Genomic DNA, 18,338 nt, shown 5'->3' with positions numbered 1-18,338 from the left:
TGCATTTACTCCTGAATATTAATTTTGCTTGCTCCGCTGGCGTTTCTGTCCAGATTAGGAATCCGGCCCAGCTCTACTTTGGAAGCGCCCGATGCATCTACATCCGCATTCTGAATAATCATTTCATTGGCAGTCAGCTTGCAAGCTCCGTGCACATCAAGCGAAGCAGACTTTGCAGATCCCCGCAATGTAGCCTTTGAAGCACCCGACAGGCTCAGTGTCAGCTGATCAACGTCCACATTGAATTCCGACTTGGAAGCACCGGATATTTCTACATTCAACTTGGGCAGCGCTTTGAAGCCGGATACCAGCGTTTTATTGGCTCCTGACAGGTTTACCGATTCCACCGTTGGCATTGTGATCACTAGACCGATCCTCTTCCAATCGTTTCCAAAGAGGTTGAAATCAGCAGAGCGTTTTACCCGCAACGTACCTTCTTCAACTGTCACTTTCAGATCGTCGATCTCCTCCTGTCCTTCTGAATCAGCGCTTACATTGAACTCACTTCCCTGGCGAACTACGATCGAGTATGCACCTCCGATATCTATTTTGGTAAAATTGCTTACCGGGAACTGCTTGATGTAATTACCTCTTTCTCCCAGATCGAGATCACTGTTATAGTCGTTTTCAAAAGAATAGTTCGCATTTTCATTATCATCCTCACTTCTCAGGAAACGTGCAGGTATATTGGTACATACCAGTCCAGAGTCACGTTTTACAACCCAGATCAGGTTATCCCATTTTACATCTTCATCATCCAGGTTATACCTTTCCATTCCCTGCGACCCGGACTCCCATTCATTTAACGAATAGTAAAAATCGCGGGACATAATGAACGGTTTGTTATAAGGCACATTCAAAGTCAGGTCAATGCGCTGTTCGCGGAAAAGGCGGTTTGACAATGCAGGTCCGTCGTTAAACAGGAAGACCGAATCTTTCACTTCCACATTGTATTCCAGCATTTCGGCATTATGCTGGGCATCTTCCCTGGTGCGGCCACGGGCATGAAGCGTCTTTACAAGCTCGAGACTGTCTGATGCATTCAATCCGGCCAGCCTGATATCTATGTCCACATTGTCATCTTCGTAGCTTGGATTATAGTTAAGCGTCAAAGTACCATTGGGAACAGGGTAAAATACGGATTGTACCACTTCACCCCGCTTGGCAAAATTCCTCTGAAACGAAATCCCGCCGATTGTAGAACCGATGATACCTACGATCCAGAGTCCCAGCATGGTCAGCCAGACCGTACCGCCCACAATCCTTTTATTCGAAAGAAGTGTCAAGCCCAGGATCAGAAAAGTAACCAGCGGAATAGCTGCTACCAGCATTCCCGAAAGAACGAGCGTACCCGGAAGCTCCTGGAAAATGCGGAATGCGACAGGCAGATCATCAAAAACAACCTCGTTGGTCAGCCCGAAAGCAACTCCCATTCCCACGATCAGTGAAAACAAACCAAGTACCGACATCGCGATAAGCAATGCGCCGATGACAACCCTTAATATGGGGCCCAATCCTTTAAGCAACTTCCCGAGTGCAGCGATGATCAATGCAATGGCACGGAAAGGGAAAAGAAGAATTTTGGTAATCCCGTGTTCCTCGCCCCCTTTTTCTTCCAGGTTAAGGCTTTGTTTGATATTTGACTCAATATTGGAAAGCGTGATCGGCTCGCCCTGCATTTCCATTTTCTCGGTAAGGGTATTCGCCACAGGAGCAATTACCCATAGCACGATATAAATGATCACACCGGTTCCGAACAGAAGAATAGACAACACCCACAGAAACCGTACAACACCTAAGTCAACCCCGAAGTAAGAAGCAACACCTGCCGCTACACCGCCAACCACTTTTCTGTCCGGATCACGATAAAACTTCTTGATCTGGGTATCCTCCTCCAAAGTGGAAGAGCCAGGGAATGCTACCCACATGGCAATGTATACCAGCACCATAAATCCTGCAAACGGGCCAAATTCATCTTCCATATTCAGCCCCATCATACCTGATCCGGCAGGCAAACCAATGACAGCAAACAGGAATGCAAGTCTTACCCAGATCGGGTCAATGGTAAAATGGTGCGCCAAACCGGCCGCTACACCACCCAGCAGCTTACGGCGCAAATCGCGGTAGAGCTTGCGAGGCGCGGCAGGCTGAACAGGTTCCGTAACCGGGGGAATGTATGAAGAAGATGTGCCTTCAAAAGAAGGGCCTGCATTCGACGAGTAAGACGAAGAAGTTGTTTCCTGCGCCGGTACCGCTGTTTTGCCTGCTGTTTCCAGCGGATCTGCGAGGATATCTTCTGCTTGTTCAATGGCTTCAAAATCGGCTACCGTACCCATTGCAGCAATCAGCTCGTCTACATCCGAGAGCGAGATTACCTGTTTTACTTCTGCTTTTTGTTTGTTGATAAACCGTTCTGCAACGCGGCCCTCAATGTCCGAAACGATCTCCTTGCTATCTGCAAAAGAGGAAAAGTACCGCTGGATCGAGTTGAGATAACCTTTTAATTTCTCGTACCCGTCCTCCTCGATATGGAAGATGATACCGCCAATATTTATGCTGATTGTCTTTTTCATGGTTGAAATAATCGAATGTCTTGTATGATCAGTTAGGGTCAGGAAGATTGCCAGGAGCTGTTTTGCTCAATTCCTCTGTACGCCGAATAACGGTTGTGACCGATTCTGCCAGCTCAAACCAGGTAGCTTGCATCGCATCGAGAAATACCTTCCCCTCATCCGTCAAAACATAATATTTCCTTGGTGGTCCCGAAGAGGATTCCACCCATTTGTAGTCCAGCCAGCCCGAATTTTTCAACCTTGTCAAGAGAGGGTACAACGTGCCTTCCACCACCATGATGTGAGCCGATGTAAGTTCATCTAACATATCCGAGGCGTAAACCTCGCCCCTGGATATGATGTGCAGAATGCAGAATTCCAAAATTCCCTTTCGCATCTGCACTTGGGCATTTTCAATGTTCATGTGGTTTCATGTGTTAATTAAATGAATAAGTTCATGGCTAATAGATAGAAATTCATTCTAACACAACAAAGGTATACACAGGTACTTTGCGATGCAAGGTACCATGCGAAAAAGATGTGACGCTTGTGAGGAATGGTATTTTTGTTTGATGACCGGTAAATAATCATGATCATGGCTGAACAAACTTTCGATACGAGCTCCCCATTGACCCGACCTGCACTCTATATCATTGCTGCAATGAGTGAAAACCGTGTGATCGGGAAAGAAAATCACCTACCCTGGCACCTGCCAGATGAATGGAAGCATTTCAAGGAAGTTACCTCCGGCAGGGCGTTTATCATGGGCCGCACCAGCTTTGAGGCACCGGATGCACTGCATTCTTCCAAGTTGAATGTAATCCTGTCTTCCAAAACGGATCACCCCGAAACACCTGGAACTGTGTACGCCAAAGATATTCCGCAGGCGCTTGCGTTACTTTCCGACGAAAAGGAAGTATTTGTATTAGGAGGCGCGCATGTATTCACACAGATGCTGCCGCTTGCTGACAGACTGTATCTGACCATTGTTCACGCCCGGCTGGAAGGCGACGCATTTTTCCCCGTAATCAATCCGGACGATTGGGAGCTTACTGATTCTACGTACCACGGAGCAGATGAAGCACATTCTTACTCGTTTTCGATGAATGTATATGTGAGAAAAACGGCGGACTGACCTGCCGGATTTCTCAAATCAAATGCGCAAAAAGCTTGTACACACTATCTTCCTGTTTCTGATCGCCAGTGTTAAAACCTTCGCTTTGCAATATGCAGGGGATGAATGGATCAACGATCAACAGAATTATTATAAGGTTTCTATCGTAAAAACAGCATTTTACGAGCTTAGAACTTCCCAGCTTCTGAGTGCAGGAATTCCTGTCTCTGCCATTCCATCCGGCGCATTTCAGATCTTCACAGGCGGAAAGGAAATTGAAATCGAGGTACCACAAGATGCCGGTCAGCCGCTTTCTGGCGAAGGTTACATTCGCTTTTTTGGAAAGGGCAACGACGGCGCAAACGATACCTCACTTTACATTCCACCTGCTGTAATGCCGCATTCGCATTATAGTCTGTATTCAGATACGGCATATTACTACCTCACCTGGAAACCGGATGGTAAAGCCGGGAAAAGGACTGCGTCAGTCGCAGCAGATTCAAATTCCCGGCAATTCAGAGAAATACTGCAACTGTACAACTCGCATTACCTGCCCGGGACATTTTATCCGAAAGGCAGCGGCTTCGCTACCGGCTCCGTTCTTTCGGGTTATGATACCGGTGAAGGCTGGACAGGACCAGAGTTAAAGGAAAATGAACAGTTCGAGCTGGCGATTTCCACTGAGGATGCAGACTTCAGCAGATCAGATTCCATTTCATTTGAAATGCTGCTGGCCGGGTGGTCAGCGGGGCGACATTTATTTGAGTTTTGGTTAAAAAAGGAGGGCAGCTTATTACGAAAACTGGCTGAGGTGCAATTTGAAGACTACGATACGCATTTGATCCGGTTAAAAATCAGCCGTGCGGACCTGGATAATGCAGGGACTTTCCATGCGATCCTCGTTCCTGTCAATGCAGGCGGGCACATTTCCGTTTCCTACTATCAATTCACTTATCCGCAAAAGTACAATCCGGAAGATCAGGTTGTTTATGAGCAACTTACTGGGCTTACGGAGGTACATTTCCGCCAGATAGAAGCTGGCCAGGCCGACTACCTGATTATCACGCATCCGGCCATGCGCATTCCGGTACTCGGCGAAGATCCCGTAGCAGCTTATGCAAAATACCGCGCGTCGCCAGCTGGTGGTAATTACAAGCCGCTGATTGTTCATACGAGTGAAATTTTCGACCGGTTTAATTATGGGTTACCTGGTCCTGCGGGTCTGAAAAACCTGATTAATAAACTGGCGCCGGATTTGAAGTTTGTACTGCTGATCGGCAGGTCGATAGATCCGCAAAAGGCCCGAAAGAACGCCAATCCGCGAGAGGCAGATATGGTGCCTAATGCGGGCTGGCCGGGGTCGGATCTTTTGCTCGCGATTGACAGGAAGTCCCCTGTTCCGTTGGTTCCCGTGGGCCGGATCAATGCGGCGACTTCCCGGCAGGTCTGGGACTATTTGCAGAAAGTAAAAGCAATAGAAGCAACTCCCCCAGCAGCTCCGTGGCGGAAGAAAATACTGCATTTAAGCGGCGGCAGGTCCAGGCAGGAGCTCTCGGTTTTTAGAGATTATGTAAAGGGTTTTGAACAGAAAATCGACGGTTCTGCCCTCGGCGCGGCTGTTGAAACCATCTTGAAGGAAACAGACGATCCGGTTGAGAAAATACCGCTTCATAAACAATTGAATAAAGGCGCCGCATTATTGACCGTTTTCGGGCATTCCGGCCCGGACGTAACAGATATCGACATTGGCTTTGCCAGTGACCCCTCGCAGCAGTATCGCAACAAACCTTTCTATCCGGCCGTGATCGTGAATGGTTGTGCGTCCGGCAGCATCTTTTATTCACCCAAAACCCTCAGCAGTGACTGGATATTTGCTCCTGATAATGGCGCAGTTCTTTTCCTGGCGCATACTTATAATGGCGTTTCGACGGCGTTGAGGCGGTATACCGACTTTTTTTACGAAGTATTGGCCGACCCTGCATTCACCAGTCTTCCTTTTGGAATGATCCAGCAGGAGGCAATCAGGCGAAACCTCACAGGCGGGGCGAACATCTATGATACAATTACTACGCAGCAGATGAACCTCCACGGTGATCCTGCAATCCGCATTTTCCCTGCCCGGCTTCCGGATTATACCATCGACTCCACTTCGCTGGTCATTTCAGATGGTACTGGTGGAACTTTCAATGCAAAAAGTGACAGTTTGCTTGTCAGCCTGGCTGTTCTGAATAATGGAAGGTACCGGAATGATCCGTACGGTTTTTCGTTCCGCATCATTCGTGGCTCTACCATTCTTGCGACTTATAAACTGAACAGGCAGGCGGTTACTTTGTCGGATACGCTGCAGTTTTCCATTCCTAACCATTCGCGATTTCAAGAAACCGATTTACTGGACTTTGAAATTGATGAAGACGATGTGTTAGATGAAGAGAATGAGAGAAATAACCGGTATACTGTCAACATTTCCAAACCCGGAAACAGCGCTGCGCGACCCGACCGCAGCCCGCCTGCGCTACTCGTCAGGCTGGACGGAAGGTTTATCGAAAATGCTGATCAGATTGCAAACGGAGCTCTAATCGAACTATCATTAACAGATCCGGGCGCTACGGTTGCCAGGCAAGATACCGCCGGCATTGTTATGTGGCTAAAACCTTTGTGCGACGGCTGCGACGAACAGCGGCTTTATTTCACAGGTGCTGCCTGGCAGAATGCAGGTCCCGAAAATTTTTATCTCACAACAAAACTGCCAGACTACCTTGCTCCCGGAACCTACCTTTTGACAGTCAGAGCACGTGATCTGAACGGAAACTTTGCACCGGATTACCAGATTACATTCAATATTTCGGAAAAACCGTCCATTGGACGCATTGAACTTACACCTAACCCGGCCACAAAAGCGTTTGTATTCAGGGCGACGATCTCCGGACCAAAAGGACCGGAAAAGGCAACGTTAATAGTCACAGACCTTTACGGACGAACAATTTCGACGTTGCACCTCCGTCCGCATATTGGACGTAATGAATGGATTTGGGAACCCGGTAACCTTGTAGCGGGCGTATATATCTACAAAATCGCATTCAATGACCAGGTGCCTGTATTTTCATCAGCGGGCGAAAGCGGGGTGAGCGGCAGATTATTATGGTTTCCTTAAAGATTTCTTTCGGTAAAAACTTCTTATTTTTGTCCATTACATAAATAATCCATTGTCTTGAAAGAATACGGTAGTAACGTACAAAAGCTTGCCGACCACATTGTTAAAATGGAGGATAAGGCAAAACGCAACCTTTACGCGCACATCCTGATTGAACTAATGCGGCAGATCCATCCCAATATGAGGGATAACCAGGATTACACCAACAAGTTGTGGGATGACCTGTACATTATTTCCGGTTTTGAGCTCGACGTTGACAGCCCGTTTCCCCCTCCATCCAAAGAGGCGCTTGGTAAAAAGCCCCTCAAAGTAGGCTACAACCAGCAAAATCTGACTTATCGCCACTACGGCAGAAATATCGAGCTGCTGCTCGAAAAGGCAATTCAAACCGAAAACCAGGAGGACAGGCTTGCTTTTGTTTCCTACATATTCCGGCTGATGCGCTCATTTTTCAATGCCTGGAACAAAGACAATCCCGAGGATAATGTATTGCTGGGGCAACTGGAACAACTGAGCAAAGGCGCTTTAACAGAAGAAATCGACTACATTCGCCAGAACGGTCCGGTGGATGCTGCTCCTAAAGACCGCAACAACAATGGCGGCGGACAGGAAAGAAACCGCGGCAATCATGCTGGCGGCGGATTTAAAGCACAAGCCACTCACAATTCGGAACGCCAGGGCGGCAATAGCCAGGGTAATTCAAACAGGAACAGGCCAAACAAATTTGCTGGCCGCAACGGTAACAACAACCGTAACAACCGCAAAAAATCCGGAATGTAAATTCCGGTGCATTGTATTTCTTCAACTGCCCAACCAATCATGGCTTCATTTAAAATAACCGGGGATAGACGTCTCAAGGGTGAAATCGTACCGCAGGGAGCGAAAAACGAAGCGCTCCAAATTATATGCGCTGTACTCCTGACCAAAGAACCCGTAACAATTCATAACATTCCCAACATCCGGGACGTAAACCAGCTGATCAACCTGCTGGGCGACCTTGGTGTTCAACTGACCAGATTGAGCGAAAGCTCCATTCGGTTCGAAGCAAGTAATATCAACCTCGATTATCTTGAATCTGATTCATTTCGCCAGAAAGCGGCTGCTTTAAGAGGCTCAGTAATGCTGCTTGGCCCTATGCTGGCGCGTTTCCGCAAAGGCAGGATTCCTCGCCCGGGAGGTGATAAAATCGGCCGTCGGCGACTTGATACGCACTTTCTAGGTTTTGAAAAGCTCGGTGCAGAATTCAGTTATGACGAAGAAGACGGCGGTTTTTACAAAGTCGATGCGGCAAATCTGAAAGGAGCATATATGCTGCTGGACGAAGCCTCTGTTACCGGAACTGCCAACGTATTAATGGCAGCGGTAATGGCCGAAGGAACCACGACCATCTACAATGCCGCCTGCGAGCCTTACCTGCAGCAACTTTGCAAAATGCTCAACAGAATGGGCGCCAAAATTTCAGGTATCGCATCCAATTTACTCGTAGTGGAAGGTGTAAGTGAGCTGAATGGTACAGAGCACACGATGCTGCCCGACATGATCGAGATAGGCAGCTTCATCGGTCTTGCCGCAATGACGCAGTCGGAAATTACGATAAAAAATTGCCAAATTCCTCAGCTTGGCATTATACCGGATGTTTTTCAGCGATTGGGAATTAAAATGGAGTTTCGCGGAGATGATATTTTCATACCTGCGCAGGAACATTACCGCATTGAAAATTACCTGGACGGATCAACATTATCTGTTGCTGACGCTCCCTGGCCTGGCTTCACGCCCGACTTGCTCAGTATTATCCTGGTAACAGCTACACAGGCGCAAGGCACTGTGCTGGTTCACCAGAAGATGTTTGAAAGCCGGTTGTTTTTTGTAGATAAACTGATCGAAATGGGTGCGCAGATTATTTTGTGTGATCCGCACCGCGCTACTGTCATTGGTCACAACCGCGAAACGCAGCTAAGAGGAATCCGCATGACTTCCCCTGATATCCGCGCCGGAGTAGCATTGCTGATCGCTGCAATGTCTGCAAAAGGAGTAAGTATCATCGACAACATCGAACAAATCGACCGCGGCTATCAGAATATCGATACCAGACTAAACGCGATCGGGGCGGAGATTGTGAGGCTTTAATAGGCTATCGGCTGTCGGCGGTCAGCTTTCGGCTATCAGCTTTAAAAACAATTTTGTCACACTGAGCGTACCGGGCCGCCGGGCGGTCGAAGTGCTAGCACTTCGACTCCGCTCAGTGTGACAAACAAAAACTGCCTTCATTAGCTGATTGCCGATAACCGACAGCCGAAAGCAAAATCACTTCTTCCCGTACCTACACTTCCCATTATCCGCCTTCACGAAATAACTTTTGTAGTTAGTTGCTTTCGGGTCCATGCAGCCTTTCAGGTCTAATATCTCTACTTTCCTGAACTCTACCGGGTGGCTTTCGCTTTGCAGGGAAATGGAGCCGTGATCCAGTAACTTGCCGGCGATGATCAACGAAGGATCGTTTCCGCTTACATTGCCACCGCCAAGCTGCGGCTTATTGTACTCCAGTACCATTTCACCATTTGCAAAATGCTGAATAAGCGAGTCGCCCAATACAAGTACTTCTGCTTTAACCCATTGATCCCCATTGTAAGTTTTCGATTTGGAGTTCACACAATGCTGGGTGATTAACTTTCCATCCATTACCACATTCGTCCCCGGCGTGCATAGGTTGCAGGTAGTGCGTACTTTGTCATTTCCTCCCAAAAGCTGTACCTCAATGGAGGCAGGAAAATCCTGGTCTTTGCCCATTGTTGCTGCGGGCTGTCCGTGTACCATGATACCGCTGTTGCGCCACGCCCAACCTTCTCCTTTCGGCGCCTGTTCGCCTACAAAGCGATATTCTACCGAAATGCGATAGTATGAAAAATCTCCTTTGTAGAAGATATGCCCGTATTTCTGTTTAAAATCATCATACTTGTCATACCGTACCACCATTTTTCCATCCTCAACCCTGAACGTGTTATTGTAGTTATCGTTGAGTTCATACCCGCGGATCTTGATATCCCACCCGTCGAGGTTCTTTCCATTAAAAAGCTGCTTCCATTCCTGCTTGTCGGCATTCTTTTGCGCAGATAAACTCAGCCAGATCAGGCTGAAAAGCATGGTTAATTGTAATTTCATCTGGTAAATGGTTTTAAAAAGTTTTGGCCGGATTTTTATGTGATATACTAAGCAACCCGCCGCATTGCCGGTAAATATAGTTTACTTCGGATTTATTCGTGCCTTGCCGAACTCATTACGTTAGAAGATTTCATGAGCCTGACAAAAAAAGAGAAAATCACACTATTCTGGTTCCGCCGCGACTTACGGCTGGAAGATAACGCCGGTCTCTATTATGCATTGAAGTCGCCATACCCTGTTGTCCCGCTGTTTATTTTTGACAGGAACATCCTCGACGATCTTGATGGAAAAGACCCCCGCATTACATTCATTTACAACGCCGTTGAAAAAATCAGAAAAGAGCTAAAACAACACGGTTCAGATATCCTGGTCTATTACGACTGTCCACTGAAAGTATGGAAGCGGCTCAGTGAAGAATTTGAAATCGCCGAAGTATATACCAATACGGACTATGAGCCTTACGCGCTCGAAAGAGATCGCGACGTTTTTAATATTTTAAAAGAAAAAAAGACGGTTTTCAAAACAGTAAAAGACCAGGTGATCTTTGAAAAAAAGGAAATCCTCTCTGGTCAAAATACGCCTTATACTGTATTTACGCCTTATAGCCGCGCATGGAAAGAGAAACTGAATGACTTCTATCTTTCCTCTTACCCCACTAAAAAGTACCTCAAAAATCTGCAAAAGTGGAGCGGTTCTTCCATTCCGACGATGGGGGAAATGGGCTTTGAAGTTTCCGAATATCACTTTCCTGATGATGAAGTAAGTGAAACGCTTTTAGAGGATTATGCAGAGCAGCGGGACTTCCCCGCATTGCAGGCGACCAGCAGGATCGGCATACACCTCCGTTTTGGCACGGTGAGTATCCGCCAGCTGGCGCGAAAAGCAAAAGACCACAGTGCGGTGTTTTTAAGTGAATTGATCTGGCGGGATTTCTATCAGCAGATTTTATCCAATTTCCCCGAAGTCGGGAAAGGAAAAGCATTCAGAAGCGCATACGACCTGATCAGGTGGCGCTATGATAAGGATGATTTTAAAAAATGGTGTGAGGGAAAAACAGGCTACCCTCTCGTAGATGCAGGAATGCGGCAACTCAATGCGATCGGCTTCATGCACAATCGCGTCAGAATGGTTACGGCCAGCTTTTTATCCAAACATTTATTGATCGACTGGCGGCTCGGAGAAGCTTACTTTGCCGAAAAGCTGCTTGACTATGATATGGCAGCAAATAACGGAGGCTGGCAATGGGCAGCGGGATCAGGTACGGATGCAGCTCCTTACTTCCGCATTTTCAACCCTGCAGCACAGGCACAACGCTTTGATCCAAAAGGCGAATATATCAAAAAGTGGGTACCTGAAATCGGAACATCAGAGTATCCCGAGCCGATGGTTGACCATAAAATGGCCCGGGAGCGATGCCTTGAAGCTTACAAAAAAGCGCTTGATCAGGCGCGGTAATTACTTACCGCCTGCAATGACCACAATCATATCTTCCGGTTGCAGGTACAAATTCGCCATGGAAATAACGTCCTCACTTGTTACTGCCTGGATCTTATCTATATAATGATTGAAAAAGTCGCCTGGCAGTCCGTCCAGCAGAAGGATTTTCTGACGATCCGCTACCTCGAAGGCAGTATTTAGTGAACCGGCAAACTCTCCGGCCATAAAATTCTTGACCGTTGTCAGCTCTTCCTGACTTACCGGTTCTGTCTGCAGACGATTGATCTCTTTTTTGATTTCGTCAATGGTAAGTTGTGTGAATTCTTTCTTCACATCAGTCCCGACCATGAAATAGCCTGCATTGCGAAGGGTAACCACGTGAGAGGAAATCCCATAGGTAAGCCCTTTTTCTTCCCGTATATTCTTCATCAGCCTCGACCCGAAATAGCCGCCCAACAGTTCGTTGGTAACAAGCATTTTGAAATAATCTTCGTGGTGCCTGTTGAAAAGAACGCGCCCCATTCGGATAGAGGATTGCACGCTTTCTGCCTTTTCTATTACTTTCTCTTCGCCCTGGTAAGACGTAGAAACCAGGAATGCAGGTTTCACCTGTCCTCCCTCCACGGGATCTTTTCCGAGGGTTTGGTTAACCAGCGCCACGTCACTTTCACTCACCTGCCCGGCCAGTACAACTGTAAACTTACCGTTTCTGATAAATCGATTATAATGGTCGAGAATCGCGTCAAGTGTCAATCGCTCAATGTTGGCTTCTTCCTGGCTTTGTCCGTAGGGATGGTCGGCACCAAATAGCCGCGCCCGGAATTCTGTTGTGGCCAGGTATGCATTCTTTTCTTTGTTTACTTTGAGATTTTGCAGCGTGATATTTCTCAGCTCCTGCAACTCATGCGCCGGGAAGCTGGCTTCGTGGATCAGTTGGCTGATCAATGGAAGAACCTCAGGTAAAAAGCGGGAAACGCAGTATACGACCACTCCTATACGGTCAGATGTATGTGTAAGTTCAGTAAATGCACCCAGCCGGTCGAAAGCTTCACTGATCTCACCTGAGCTTAGTGAAGTGGTACCTTCCGGCAGCATTTTTATCGCAAAATAGGAGGCGCCGATTTCCTTTTCATACCAGTTACCTGCTTCAAAAATACACTCGATCCGTATTACAGGCTGTTCGCCAATGTTGATCACATGCAGCGGCACACCATTGTCCAGGGTATGAGTCTGCGCTTCCGGCAAATGAATGGAGTTGATTACTTTAAAATCAGGAGCTATGGTGCGATCGAGTAGCATTACAATGGGGATCAAATAAAAAACGAATGACATTGCAATAACGCCATTCGTTTCGAAAAAATTAAAATATAGTATTCTTAGTTATCCGTGTCGCTCACATCCAGTTTCTCCGCTTTGTTCAGGCCAAGAGAAAGTGTGATACGGAGTGTGTTGGCAAGTGGACTTGTTTGTGAAACAGGGAAAAGGTAGGCGAAATCCACCGAGTACCTGTCCATAAAATGAATCCCGGCACCAGCAGTGAAGAATTTGTTATCTCCTTTCAGCTTGTTTTCGCCGTGGTAACCGCCTCTTAGTGCGAAAATGTTATTGTACCAGTATTCAACACCTGCTGAAATAGCTACTTCCTGCATTTCTTCTTTGAAACCGTCTGGTGCGTCAGAGAATGAGCCAAATACGCCTTTGAGCAATGGTCTGGCATTGTAATCCGTTCCATCCGGAGTAGGTACCATTAATTTATAAGCGTCAACGATGAAGTTGAATTTGTTACGTCCGTCGCCAGTGAATGAAAGTCCGGCTCCAAGTCTGAGGTTGGTAGGGATGAAGTTTTCAGTATCCGTACCTGAGCCGTAATTGATTTTACCACCAAGATTGGAAAGTACAGCACCCAGCGACCAGGTAAGTTCGCTGCCAGTATCTTCATTCCTGATCTGCTTTCTGTAATATGCGCTGATATCACCAGCCGCAACACGCGCCGGGCTTAATGAAACCCCTTTGATTACGGCATCGCCGGCAAGGTTAGATGAAATGTATTTCAATGTTAAACCCATTGAAAAGTTTCTTCCAAGCTGGCGGGAGTAAGTACCGTTGATTGCCAGCTCGCGTGAATTGAAGTAACCCAACTGCGTACCTATCGCGTCACGCAGATCAAGCTCGCCATTGTTAAAGTAATTAACCGATAATGCAACTGCCTGATTGTCGCCCAATTTTTTGTAAGCTGACAAATACCCAAGCCACATATCATCTACTAAATTTCTCAACCAGGGAGTATAAGAAGCTGAAATACCGAAATCCTTGGTGTTATATGGAAGCTTTGCCGCATTCCAGTAAGTTGCATTCGCATCCGGGCTTGAAGCGACACCTGCCTCTCCCATCGCTGCGCTTCTTGCGTCAGGAGCAAATGTTAAAAAAGTAAGTGGAGAAGCGGGGATTCTGGCTGAATCTTGTTGAGCAGAAACTGAGCCTAGTGTGAGAATAGATAAAAAAGAAAATGCGCCAAAAAAAATTTTCATATAGAATGGATTTGCGATAGGAAGTGCTTTGTATCAGCTTCTTTTAAAGGGTCAAAAATACAATGAAAGATAGTTATTACTAAAAATTTGCTAAGTTTTATTACATTATTGAGAGCGTATCAACTTCCCTGATTTTTGGTCGAAGGTACTATCTTTTAATGATCGTATCAACAGCTGGTAAACCAATGGAACATGATAGGGAACCCCGCTTCCAAGTTGCTGAGCGCTCAGCGTTTCTTTTATGTTCGCTTCGCTGTTATAATATGACCACTTGAAAGTACCCAGACGCTGCCCGTTTACAAGCAAAATATTTAAAATTAATTCGACATCCTCATTCGCACGATCATGGTTTAATTCAAAAGACAGATCGTTTATAAAAGGATTGGGGAAAACTTTGGCTGCATTGAGCCGGATACCCCCTGGTTTCACTACCTGAAATCCGAACGATGATTCAGAAAAGTTAGTATACGTATCCCACATTTTTAGCCTCACATTATATTCACCGGCTGGCAAATTATCAAACGGATACCGGATTGTACCAGCCCGGTAATTATCCAGATCCGCTGTGAAGTACTCGTTGAGCACGATTGTCAGAGTGTCATTTAAAGTCAATGTAATATCATGACCAATGCCGGTTGCTGAGAGGCTCACGCCATTGTCATCCTCGATATGCGCGATCAGCACGGGTGAAGTATCAACCCGGTCCCCGCTCCGGAACGCCGGCTTATCCATATAGGCAGAGATTTCCGGCGGTGTATTATCAACAAGCAATGCAGCGCTGCCTCCTACCGTCAAGGTAAGCTGAGCAGACGCGTCGGCTGTACTGTCATTCCGTACAGCGTACACATTCGCCCTGCCCGGTCCGGCTCTATAATCAATATCTTTGGGCATCACAAACTGGCAGGTGAATACACCGTCTTTCACGGTGACAACTCCGTCAAATAACCTGCTTCGAAACTCCGAATAACTTTCCGGGTTGCCCTCATTCCCCAGCGTTTCAAACTGGACCTGTTTATCATAAATAACTACGCGCGCTTTTCCGTTAAACTGCGTGTCACGCTGGCTATTTACATTGCTAAAAACCTCGCCTGTCAAACTCACCTTCTGCAATGCACGCAGCGTTTCAGGAGCCTGCAACCACCGGATTCCCTTCTGCCCGCTGCCGAGCCGCATCGATGGATCACCTAATAGCGTAAAATTCCTGTTGAGACTGCCTACAAGTGCCTTATTCTTGGTTTCCCGTATCAGATCCCCCATTAACCTGCCCTCCCCTTTCGTGATCAGGGCTTCATAAAAAGCTTTGCTCAGCGTGAAATTCGTACTTGAAAAAACCGGTCGTGTCGTACTTATTGCGCCTATCGCCGCACCTTTGGGACTAAGTACCATCGTTTCCGCACCAGATACTGTGCCGGGATCATCGTACCTGCCAAAGTCGCAGGTTGCAGTAAACAGCAGCGGCAGATTGTTCATTCCCCTTGCGCTCAGCATATCCGAGAGCGTCAGCACCTGCTCTTCCGCCCAGCCACCCACTCCTCCGTGACCTGTGTAGTTGATGATCAGCGTTCCATTGTCAATTGCATTCCTGATCTGCCTGTTTACCTCCGGTGCTTTCTGACCTTCCGGAGTAGTAGTTTGTGGATATTGATCAATGAAAATCCGCTTCGAAGAAAAATCGTTTTCGATCAGACTAGCCAGCTGATCAGCGTGTCGCTGGTGAATATTCCCGTCTCCGTCATCCGCAATGAAGCGCACGATATTCTTCCAGCTGCCCTCCGAGCTGAGTGCTTCATAGCGGATCAGCTTGTCAACTACTACCTTGGCCTCGGCTAGCGATTTTACCGGTAACCTTCCTACGCCAATTTCCAGCGTGTGGTCGCCAGCAGCCTGCTCGCTCCATTCTCCTTCATTTGGCTCCATAAAACCAAAATAATCGTCGGATGAATAAGTGTAAACCGGATTCAGCGACTCCCTGCTTTCATATACCGGAACCCAGTTTGCATTTTGTGATGGTGTCTGGCTTTTTGTCAGATTTTTATAATCAAAACTGGCGTCACCGAAAAGAAGCAGGTACCTGAGCTTACCCGGAGATTTTGAATACAAATGCCGAACATAATTCCGGATCGCAGTCACATCTGGCCGACCTCCCGCAAATTCATGATAGACCTGCCGGGTTGTTACCACGAGTGTTTTTAAATTGTTGCGACTGCTGCGAAATGCTGCAAGCCGCTTTGCTTCACTTTCCCAAGCAGCCGGTGTGATAATCAGCAAATCGGGGGTTTCAGCGGAAGCTATGTCCTGGCTTGCAACCGGTTTCCAGGACACCGGCGCAAAAGCCTGATCTCCCCTGAACCCGATATAGCGCGCAGGTTTCCGTCCGTCTTTTCTGGTAAATGTAAATGGACCGGAAGTATTTTGATTTGAAACAGAGGCCGGTCGTGCAGCGTTACTGACATTCCAAAGGTTCCATTCTGCTGACGGATCGGTAAACTGGTAAGTTGCTATGTCTGTGGATTGCGGCAAGAGGTAGTAAATCTGCTGTTTTTCGTCAAAGCGGAGCTGCCTTTTTACCTGCAATGCAAAATAATTGAGATAACCTTGTGCAGCAGCCTGCCCATTCTTGTTGTGTGTGACTGACAAACGAAAAACGCTGGAAGGATTTGAAGGGGCTGTTAACGCTGTCGTATAATCAGACCGCAGTGCTTTTACATCGTAAGTTCCTGCACCTACCGTCCCGACAGCGGTTTCACCCGCGGTCTCTCCATTCAACTGCCACACAAACCGTGTATTTACCTGCCCCGCAGCAATCGCCGAGCTCCTGAATTTGATTTCGGAAGCCGGCAGTACGCCCGGTAGCTCAGCCTCAACAGTGAGTGGCGCGCTGCTCAGGTATTCCCCCCACCATTCCCTGCCGGATTTCAGCAGGTTACTTGCATCCTGCTCGTGGTACCAGTAATCGTCAAAAAAGTTGATCACCTTCCCCGAAGCTACGACGGGATTCTCATTCCTGATTCGCAGACCCGCTTTCTGACCGAAATTCAGGAAATAATAAGAAGTATCTGAATAGTAGTTAATCTGGTGCCTCAGCTCGGCCTTTGCAGAATCGTATGAAATGACGTGCGGACCTTCTGCATAAAAGTAGATTACATCGGAATTATCAAACCTGCCATCTTCCTCTCCCTGAACCAGAATTGCACTTTCAGTAAGGCCAGCGACCGGCGCCTGGTTGGACTGAGGCAGCATTGCGCCGCCCGTGCCGAAAACACGTATCTGAGCCGGGTCGATTGTGGCTGGTGCCACGCCCATTTGACGCAACATTGCCGCATCGATCTTGTGAATACCAGTTTGCGTTACCGCGAGCTTGTACCACTCACCGCTCGCCAGCACAGATTGTGCAACCAGCGAGATACCAGGCGAAATGCCCAGGTAAATCAGAACCGTAGAAAGTATTAATTTAAAATAATCAGCACGCTTCCACCAATGCATGGGCAGGTATTGTATATAGACGCTGTGAAGCTTTATCAGTGCAAAGTACCCGTGTTCTCCTCATCGTACCCCGCGTAAATACTCTGTTTTTAAACATGAAACTGGTACCCTCGTGGAGTTGCGCCAATGTTATCCTGCCGGTATCTGCTGCGTGCTCGTCATAGCTCCGGAGTGCATTGAAAAGCAGCTGGTCTCCACCGGTAGATGCAGCGGGGTTTTTAGCATAACGAACCAGGTGCACAAGAATGTCTTTGGGAAAAATATTTTCGGTCAGAACCGGTTGCAGCAACACACCGAATTCGTACTTCCACTCAGGCCCGTGCGGGGCGACCCTTTTCCTTAACTTCGTTTTGTATTTATAATGAACGACGCAATGTGCTACTTCATGCAGGTAAGTAACCAGAAAACTGTATGGATTCAGGTTGGCATTTACAGTTATTTTTGGGATTAATCCGGGCTTGACCGTAAAATCACCAAGCCTTGTGCGACGTGGTCGTGATAGGGAAAATGCAAAGTGATTGGTATGAAAGAGCTCGGCGCAGTAGCCGCTCGCGGCCGGGGGAACATGCAGGCCAAAGGATATGTTTTTCATCCTTAAATAAAAAAAGAAAAGCCCTATTTTCATAGGGCCTTTCCAAGATTTCGACTTGTACGTCTGATTACTTAACTGAGTCAGCAGCAGCTGAATCAGTAGCCATTGTATCAACAGCAGTTGTATCAACAGCAGGAGTTTCAACAGTTACAGCAGTAGTGTCAGCAGACTCGTCAGCTGGCTTGCTAGTACAAGAAGCGAAAGCTACCATCCCGGCAACAAACGCAAATGCAAAGAATTTTTTCATTTCTTGGGTGTAATTAAGGTTCATTACAAAGGTAACAGGATTGAATTGAATATTCCTACATTTTGAGATTGTATT

The 18,338-nt window shown here is 47.2% G+C and carries 13 protein-coding genes; 5 read left to right on the top strand and 8 right to left on the bottom strand.

The features are described 5' to 3' along the window. Positions 1 to 5 precede the first annotated feature (5 nt). Together ASG33_RS02395 and ASG33_RS02390 are read right to left on the bottom strand one after the other, a co-directional pair. Positions 6 to 2,573, bottom strand: coding sequence for a PspC domain-containing protein (locus tag ASG33_RS02395; RefSeq protein WP_056279876.1), 2,568 nt, complete (start codon positions 2,571 to 2,573; stop codon positions 6 to 8). Between the two features lie 28 nt (positions 2,574 to 2,601). After that, positions 2,602 to 2,976, bottom strand: a complete 375-nt coding sequence (locus ASG33_RS02390) for a PadR family transcriptional regulator (RefSeq protein ID WP_056279874.1) — start codon at positions 2,974 to 2,976, stop codon at positions 2,602 to 2,604. Positions 2,977 to 3,147: 171 nt separating this feature from the next. Here ASG33_RS02390 and ASG33_RS02385 point away from each other — a divergent pair, with 171 nt between their 5' ends. From ASG33_RS02385 to murA, 4 genes are read left to right on the top strand one after another with little or no spacing between them, the layout of a single operon-like run. Continuing rightward, a complete protein-coding gene (locus ASG33_RS02385) occupies positions 3,148 to 3,687 on the top strand; it encodes a dihydrofolate reductase (protein ID WP_082489136.1) in 540 nt (179 codons plus the stop codon). Between the two features lie 22 nt (positions 3,688 to 3,709). Next, a complete protein-coding gene (locus ASG33_RS02380; RefSeq protein WP_056279872.1) occupies positions 3,710 to 6,817 on the top strand; it encodes a C25 family cysteine peptidase in 3,108 nt (1,035 codons plus the stop codon). Between the two features lie 57 nt (positions 6,818 to 6,874). Beyond that, positions 6,875 to 7,597 (top strand): DUF4290 domain-containing protein, encoded by a 723-nt coding sequence (locus ASG33_RS02375; RefSeq protein ID WP_157474534.1) that lies wholly within the window; start codon positions 6,875 to 6,877, stop codon positions 7,595 to 7,597. A 39-nt stretch (positions 7,598 to 7,636) separates the two neighbouring features. After that, positions 7,637 to 8,944, top strand: coding sequence for a UDP-N-acetylglucosamine 1-carboxyvinyltransferase (murA, locus tag ASG33_RS02370; RefSeq protein WP_056279870.1), 1,308 nt, complete (start codon positions 7,637 to 7,639; stop codon positions 8,942 to 8,944). Positions 8,945 to 9,121: 177 nt separating this feature from the next. Here murA and ASG33_RS02365 read toward each other — a convergent pair whose 3' ends face one another. Next, on the bottom strand, positions 9,122 to 9,976 hold the full coding sequence (locus ASG33_RS02365) for a DUF1080 domain-containing protein (protein ID WP_056279868.1): 855 nt from the start codon (positions 9,974 to 9,976) through the stop codon (positions 9,122 to 9,124). A gap of 132 nt (positions 9,977 to 10,108) precedes the next feature. On the opposite strand from ASG33_RS02365, the gene ASG33_RS02360 reads away from it, so the two are divergent. Further along, on the top strand, positions 10,109 to 11,431 hold the full coding sequence (locus ASG33_RS02360) for a deoxyribodipyrimidine photo-lyase (protein ID WP_056279865.1): 1,323 nt from the start codon (positions 10,109 to 10,111) through the stop codon (positions 11,429 to 11,431). On the opposite strand, the gene ASG33_RS02355 is transcribed toward ASG33_RS02360, so the two are convergent. The 5 genes from ASG33_RS02355 to ASG33_RS02335 form a co-directional block, all read right to left on the bottom strand. Next, positions 11,432 to 12,712: a pitrilysin family protein gene (locus ASG33_RS02355; protein WP_056283170.1), complete on the bottom strand. Its 1,281-nt coding sequence runs from the start codon at positions 12,710 to 12,712 to the stop codon at positions 11,432 to 11,434. Positions 12,713 to 12,789: 77 nt separating this feature from the next. Next, positions 12,790 to 13,941, bottom strand: a complete 1,152-nt coding sequence (gene porV / locus ASG33_RS02350; protein ID WP_056279863.1) for a type IX secretion system outer membrane channel protein PorV — start codon at positions 13,939 to 13,941, stop codon at positions 12,790 to 12,792. A 105-nt stretch (positions 13,942 to 14,046) separates the two neighbouring features. Next, positions 14,047 to 17,424, bottom strand: coding sequence for a type IX secretion system sortase PorU (gene porU / locus ASG33_RS02345; protein WP_082489065.1), 3,378 nt, complete (start codon positions 17,422 to 17,424; stop codon positions 14,047 to 14,049). Beyond that, on the bottom strand, positions 17,402 to 18,016 hold the full coding sequence (locus tag ASG33_RS02340; protein ID WP_229238540.1) for a hypothetical protein: 615 nt from the start codon (positions 18,014 to 18,016) through the stop codon (positions 17,402 to 17,404). Before ASG33_RS02340 ends, porU begins: the two co-directional genes overlap by 23 nt. 67 nt (positions 18,017 to 18,083) lie before the next feature. Next, the gene (locus ASG33_RS02335) at positions 18,084 to 18,263 is read right to left on the bottom strand and encodes a hypothetical protein (protein ID WP_056283164.1); all 180 of its coding nucleotides are present in this window, start codon (positions 18,261 to 18,263) and stop codon (positions 18,084 to 18,086) included. Positions 18,264 to 18,338 lie beyond the last annotated feature (75 nt).

The sequence above is a fragment of the Dyadobacter sp. Leaf189 genome (genome assembly GCF_001424405.1).
Lineage (GTDB): Bacteria > Bacteroidota > Bacteroidia > Cytophagales > Spirosomataceae > Dyadobacter.
Note: the sequence above shows the minus strand (reverse complement) of the source record. Positions and strands in the feature narration are given on the sequence as shown.